5 protein-coding genes are annotated in these 6,309 nt (G+C 58.1%); all 5 read right to left on the bottom strand.

Annotation, left to right across the window (positions count from 1 at the left end; translation table 11 throughout):
* Positions 1–36: 36 nt before the first annotated feature.
* Positions 37–1,092, bottom strand: a complete 1,056-nt coding sequence (gene lpxD, locus DBR24_RS23345) for a UDP-3-O-(3-hydroxymyristoyl)glucosamine N-acyltransferase (protein WP_123465092.1) — start codon at positions 1,090–1,092, stop codon at positions 37–39.
* A gap of 3 nt (positions 1,093–1,095) precedes the next feature.
* On the bottom strand, positions 1,096–1,599 hold the full coding sequence (locus tag DBR24_RS23340; protein WP_007908849.1) for an OmpH family outer membrane protein: 504 nt from the start codon (positions 1,597–1,599) through the stop codon (positions 1,096–1,098).
* Positions 1,600–1,644: 45 nt separating this feature from the next.
* Entirely contained in the window at positions 1,645–4,035 is a 2,391-nt protein-coding gene (bamA, locus tag DBR24_RS23335; protein ID WP_128615929.1) for an outer membrane protein assembly factor BamA, read from the bottom strand.
* Positions 4,036–4,109: 74 nt separating this feature from the next.
* Complete coding sequence (gene rseP, locus DBR24_RS23330) at positions 4,110–5,462, bottom strand: sigma E protease regulator RseP (protein WP_128615928.1); 1,353 nt, start codon at positions 5,460–5,462, stop codon at positions 4,110–4,112.
* Positions 5,463–5,516: 54 nt separating this feature from the next.
* Positions 5,517–6,309 (bottom strand): 1-deoxy-D-xylulose-5-phosphate reductoisomerase (dxr, locus tag DBR24_RS23325; protein WP_177490669.1); only part of this gene is annotated, 793 nt, incomplete at its 5' end.

The following is a 6,309-nucleotide window of genomic DNA, read 5'->3' as shown; positions in this document are numbered from 1 at the left end:
GTCTAGAGGCTGTGCACACTTGATATGGAAATGGTATCAGCCATCTGATGAAGCATTACCGTCAGGGGTCACTTCCCCTACGCGCTTTTCCAGTTGTTTCAACCGTCGCGCGATATCGTCGAGCTGACGGATGCGGGCCGCGCTTTTGCGCCATTCGGCCGCCGGTTGCATGGCTGTTCCAGAAGAATAGGCACCCGGCTCGGTAATCGAGTGGGTCACCATGGTCATCCCGGTCAGGAAAACGTTGTCGCAGATATCAATGTGCCCAACCAGGCCGACACCACCGGCGAGCATGCAGTGCTTACCGATTTTGGTGCTGCCGGAGATCCCCACGCACGCAGCCATGGCGGTGTGATCACCGACCTGAACGTTGTGGGCAATCTGGATCTGATTGTCGAGCTTCACGCCATTACCGATCACGGTATCGGCCAACGCACCGCGGTCGATGGCGGTATTCACGCCAATCTCCACATCGTCGCCGATGGTCACGCCACCGATCTGGGCGATTTTCTGCCAGATACCCTTCTCGTTGGCAAAGCCGAAGCCTTCACCACCGAGCACCGCACCGGACTGGATCACCACGCGCTTGCCGATGCGCACGTCGTGATACAGCGTCACTCGCGGAGCAAGCCAGCCGCCTTCGCCGATTTCGCTGCGCGCGCCAACTACGCAATGCGCACTCAGCGTCACGTGGGCAGCAATCCGCGCCCCCGCCTCGATCACCACGAACGGACCGATGCTGGCGGTTGGATCAACCACGGCATCCGCCGCAATCACCGCTGTCGGGTGGACACCCGCTGCGGCTTTTGGCTTGGGATCGAACAGATGAGAAATGCGTGCGTAAGCCAGATAAGGATCCGGCACCACCAATGCATTACCGGCAAAGCCTTCGGCATCGGCCGCTTTGAGCAACAGAGCTGCCGCCTGCGAGCCCGCCAGGTATTTGCGATATTGAGGGTTTGCCAGAAAGCTCAACTGAGCTGGGCCAGCCTCTTGCAAAGTGGCTAGCCCAGTAATTTGCGTCTCAGGGTCGCCACGCAAGGTGGCGCCGAGGAACTCGGCCAACTGGCCGAGCTTGATAGTCACGGTCATGGGTTACTTCAGCTGATTCATGCGCTCGATGACCTGGCGCGTGATGTCGTACTGAGGTTTGACATCAATCACTGCGCCACGCTCGAACACCAGGTCAAAACCACCTTTCTTGATGACTTCTTCCACTGCGCTATCCAGTTTCGGCTTCAGTTGCTTGAGCATTTCGCGGTCGGCAACGGCTTTGGCTTCGTTCAGTTCCTTGGACTGGAACTGGAAGTCACGGGCCTTTTGCTTGAATTCAAGCTCCAGACGCTCACGCTCGCCTTGCTGCATTTTGTCGCCACCGGCCATCAGACGGTCCTGAATGCCCTTGGCGCTGCTTTCCAGCGTCTTCAGCTTGGTCAGTTGCGGACCGAACTTCTTCTCGGCATCCACGGCGTATTTCTTGGCCGCGTCCGATTCCAGCAAGGCCATCTGATAGTTCAGAACGGCAATTTTCATGTCGGCAAATGCCGGGCCTGCCACCATCAAGGAGGCCAGGAGAACCAATTGAGTCAACTTACGCACGATGCACTCCTACAAAATCCATTGTCGTTATCTTGGGTCAGACGCTTAGAACGTCTGGCCGAGGGAGAATTGGAACACTTGGGTTTCAGCGTTATCCGGTTTCTTGACAGGCATCGCCAGGGCAAAACTCAGAGGACCCAGTGCGGTGACCCAGGTCACACCCACACCAACGGAACTGGCCATGTTGCTCAGGCTGATGTCGTTGCACTGCGTGGATGACGTGGAGCCTGCGGTCGCGTTGGTGGTCTTCTGGCATTTGGAATCGAATACGTTACCCACATCCCAGAATACCGAAGTACGCAGGGAGCGCTGATCCTTCACGAATGGCAGCGGGAACAGAACCTCTGCACCACCCTGAATCAGCACGTTACCACCGAATGGCAATGGATCCTGATCCGGGTCGGCAATCGTACCGGCGTTACCGGTAACCCCCTGACCACGACTCGGCGTACTGCGAGGACCCAAGGTGCTGTCCTTAAAGCCACGTACCGAGTTGAAACCACCAGCATAGTAGTTTTCATAGAAAGGCAAGCCATCGGTCGAACCGTAACCGTCGCCATAACCCAGCTCGGTGTGCAGACGCAGGGTGTAGTTCTCGGTGATCGGCTGGAACAGCTGGCCACGGTAGTCGAGTTTGTAGAACGACAGGTCGCTGCCCGGAATCGTGGTTTCCAGCGTCAGGCTCTGCGAACGGCCACGGGTCGGCAATACGCCCTTGTTCAGGGTCGACTCGGACCAGCCGGCCGAAGCCTTGAAGTTCAGATACTGATCGCCTTCCTTGTTAACGAAGTCGAAGATCTCGTCAACGGTGTACTGACCGGTCTTGATCTTGTCCTGTTGAGCGGACAGACCGAAGGTCAGGCGCGAAGTCTCGCTGATCGGGTAGCCAACGTTGACACCGGCACCCAGGCTGTCTACCGCATAGCTGGCTACGTCGATGTTGAGATCTTTGTAGTCGGTGGTGCGATAGAACGCGTTGTAACCCAGGCTGACGCCATCGGCGGTCCAGTACGGGTCAACGTAGCCGAAGTTGTAGCGGCTCTGGTATTCGCTTCGGGTCAGGCCGACGCTGACGCGGTTACCGGTACCGAGGAAGTTGTTCTGGGTGATCGAACCACCGAGGATCAAACCGGCGCTCTGGGCGAAACCGACGCTGGCGGTGATCGAACCGGAAGCCTGTTCTTCAACGGCGTAATTCACGTCAACCTGATCGTCGACACCCGGAACGGCCGGCGTCTCGACGTTCACTTCTTTGAAGAAGCCCAGACGCTCAAGACGGGTCTTGGACTGGTCGATCAAGTAGGTCGAAGCCCAGCCACCTTCCATCTGACGCATTTCGCGACGCAGCACTTCGTCTTCGGACTTGGTGTTGCCACGGAAGTTGATGCGGTTGACATAGGCACGCTTGCCCGGATCGACAGCAAACAGGATGTCCACCGTGTGATCGTCGTCATGCGGCTGAGGCACACCATTGACGTTGGCGAAGGTGTAGCCCTCGTTACCCAGGCGACGGGTGATCAGTTCGGATGTGGTGGTCATCAGCTTGCGCGAGAACACCTGGCCCTTCTGCACCAGCAACAGGGACTTGACCTGGTCTTCAGGGACTTTCAGGTCACCGCTGAGCTTGACGTCACGAACGGTGTACTTTTCACCTTCGGTCACGTTGACGGTGATGTAGACGTGTTTCTTGTCCGGGGTGATGGACACCTGGGTCGAAGCGATATCCATGTTGATATAGCCGCGGTCCAGGTAGTAGGAACGCAGACGCTCCAGGTCACCGGAAAGCTTTTCACGGGCGTACTTGTCGTCGTTCTTGAAGAACGACAACCAGTTGGTGGTTTTCAGTTCGAACAGGTCGGTCAGGTCTTCTTCAGGGAAAACCGTGTTGCCCACCACGTTGATGTGCTGAATGGCGGCAACGGTGCCTTCGTTGATCTTCACTTTCAGACCGACGCGGTTACGCGGCTGCGACACCACTTCGGTATCGACGGTAGCCGAGTAACGACCTTGCGCGACGTACTGGCGCTGCAGCTCGTTACGCACGCCTTCGAGGGTGGCACGCTGGAAGATCTCGCCTTCGGCCAGACCGGATTGCTTGAGGCCTTTCATCAGGTCTTCGGTAGAGATCGCCTTGTTACCTTCGATCTCGATACTTGCGACGGATGGACGCTCGACAACCGTGATTACCAGAACGTTGCCTTCGCGGCCCAGCTGGATATCTTGAAAGAAACCGGTTTTGAACAACGCACGAGTGGATTCCACCAGGCGACGATCATCCGCCTGCTCGCCGACGTTCAACGGCAAGGCACCAAAGACACTACCCGCGGAGACCCGCTGGAGGCCGTTGACGCGAATATCAGAGATAGTGAAGGACTCGGCGTGAACTTCGGCGATCATCAATACGGTGAGAACCGCAGTTAGCAGCAGACGTTTCATGAAGTCCTTTCTTATTCCAACTGGCAATAAACAAACTGCCGCAAAATGCGGCAGATTCGCAATTCAGCGAAGCGTTACAGTCGACCCAGATCGTTGACCAGAGCAAGCAACATCACCCCGACCACCAAACTGATACCGATCTGTATCCCCCAACCTTGCACCCGATCCGACAAGGGACGACCACGCGCCCACTCGATCAGATAAAACAACAAATGCCCCCCATCCAGTACAGGGATGGGCAGCAAATTCAGAACCCCCAGGCTAATACTCAGATAAGCAAGGAAATTCAGGAAATCAGCGACGCCCGACTGGGCAGAAGCGCCCGCCACTTTAGCAATGGTTATCGGTCCACTCAAGTTTTTTACCGAGAGCTCGCCGAACAGCATTTTCTTCAGCGAATCCAGCGTCAGAATGCTCATGGTCCAAGTGCGACGGGCACCCTCGCCAATAGCGGCCAACGGCCCGTAACTGACCTCGCGGATCATCTCTGGCGGCCAGTCGACCGCTTTCACGCCAGCACCCAGATAGCCGCTTGGCGACTTGCTTTCACCACGCGCCGCCAAAGTCACCGGGACGTCGATTTGAGCACTGTCGCGCTCGATGCGCAGCATGATTTTGGTATAAGGACGCGTACGAACCGTATCAACCACTTGCTGCCAGTCATTGAGCGCCTGCCCATCAAGGGCCAGCAACCGGTCACCGGTCTTGAGCCCGGCAGCCTGTGCCGGCCCCTTCGGGTCAAGCTCGGCCAACACCGGCGGCAGGGCCGGACGCCATGGACGAATACCCAGCGAACGAATCGGATCGGGCTCATCAGCACCCTTGAGCCAGTTATCCAGAGCCAGCGTTCGCGGCGAATCGGCGCTCGAGCCTTGTTCGCGCACCAGCAATTGCAGGGAACCACTCTCACCGAGGCGGCGCACCAGTTGTAGATTCACGGCAGCCCAACCGGAAGTCGGCTCACCATCAATCGCGACGATTTCCTCGCCCGCGCTCAACCCGGCCTTTGCCGCAATGCTGCCGGACTCGACTGCACCAATGACCGGACGCACCTGCTCGCTGCCCAGCATGGCCAGCACCCAGAAAAACACCAGTGCCAGGAGGAAGTTGGCAATCGGGCCGGCAGCGACAATGGCGATGCGCTGACGCACGGACTTGCGATTGAACGACTGATGGAGCTGATCGGGTGGAACCTCGCCCTCACGCTCGTCGAGCATCTTGACGTAGCCACCCAGCGGAATCGCGGCAACCACGAACTCGGTGCCCTGCCTGTCGTGCCAGCGCAACAACGGCATGCCAAAGCCCACGGAAAAACGCAGAACCTTGACGCCACAGCGACGCGCGACCCAGAAATGGCCGAATTCGTGAAAGGTGACCAGCACACCCAAGGCGATCAGGGTGCCGGCAATCATATAGAGCGCGCTCATCTATTTTCTCCGCAATCCCGTTCAGTGCCGCGTGTAGCCATTTTGTAGCAAAATCTATCGACCGTGACGCTGCAACCATTGCCCGGCCAGAACCCGCGCCTTCGCATCCGCAGTAAACACGGCTTCGAGATCGTCCAGGGCCACCACCGGCTCCAGACTCAAGACTTCCTCGATGATACTCGCGATTTCCAGGTAACGTACCCGTCCGTCGAGAAACGCCGCCACCGCTACTTCGTTGGCCGCGTTAAGCATCGCCGGCGCGCTGTCACCCGCTTCGGCAGCTTGCCGCGCCAGACGCAGGCAAGGGAAACGCTGCTCATCCGGAGCTTCGAAGTCCAGACGTGCGATTGCAAACAGATCCAGCGGTGCCACGCCCGAATCGATGCGCTCCGGCCAGGCCAGGGCGTTGGCGATCGGCGTACGCATATCGGGATTGCCCAATTGCGCCAGCACCGAACCGTCCACATAGTCGACCAGCGAATGGATCACGCTCTGCGGATGAATCACGACCTCGACTTGCGACGGCCTTGCATCGAACAACCAGCAGGCTTCGATCAATTCGAGCCCCTTGTTCATCATGCTGGCCGAATCCACGGAGATCTTGCGTCCCATGGACCAGTTCGGATGGGCGCAAGCCTGGTCAGGCGAAACATGCGCCAGCTCGGCCATCGGTGTCTGCCGGAAGGGACCGCCGGAGGCTGTCAGTAAAATCCGACGCACGCCCACTGAGCTCAACCCACGAGCAAAATCCTGAGGCATGCACTGGAAAATCGCATTGTGTTCGCTGTCGATCGGCAACAGCACCGAGCCGCTCTTGCGTACCGCCTGCATGAACAAGGCGCCGGAC

It is taken from the genome of Pseudomonas sp. HMWF006 (assembly GCF_003061205.1).
GTDB lineage: Bacteria > Pseudomonadota > Gammaproteobacteria > Pseudomonadales > Pseudomonadaceae > Aquipseudomonas > Aquipseudomonas monsensis.
Note: the sequence above shows the minus strand (reverse complement) of the source record. Positions and strands in the feature narration are given on the sequence as shown.

Excerpts from the sequence above, each read along its gene's own strand:
- lpxD (WP_123465092.1), bottom strand. The coding sequence starts at position 1,092 with ATGACCGTGACTATCAAGCTCGGCCAGTTGGCCGAGTTCCTCGGCGCC.
- bamA (WP_128615929.1), bottom strand. The coding sequence starts at position 4,035 with ATGAAACGTCTGCTGCTAACTGCGGTTCTCACCGTATTGATGATCGCC.
- rseP (WP_128615928.1), bottom strand. The coding sequence starts at position 5,462 with ATGAGCGCGCTCTATATGATTGCCGGCACCCTGATCGCCTTGGGTGTG.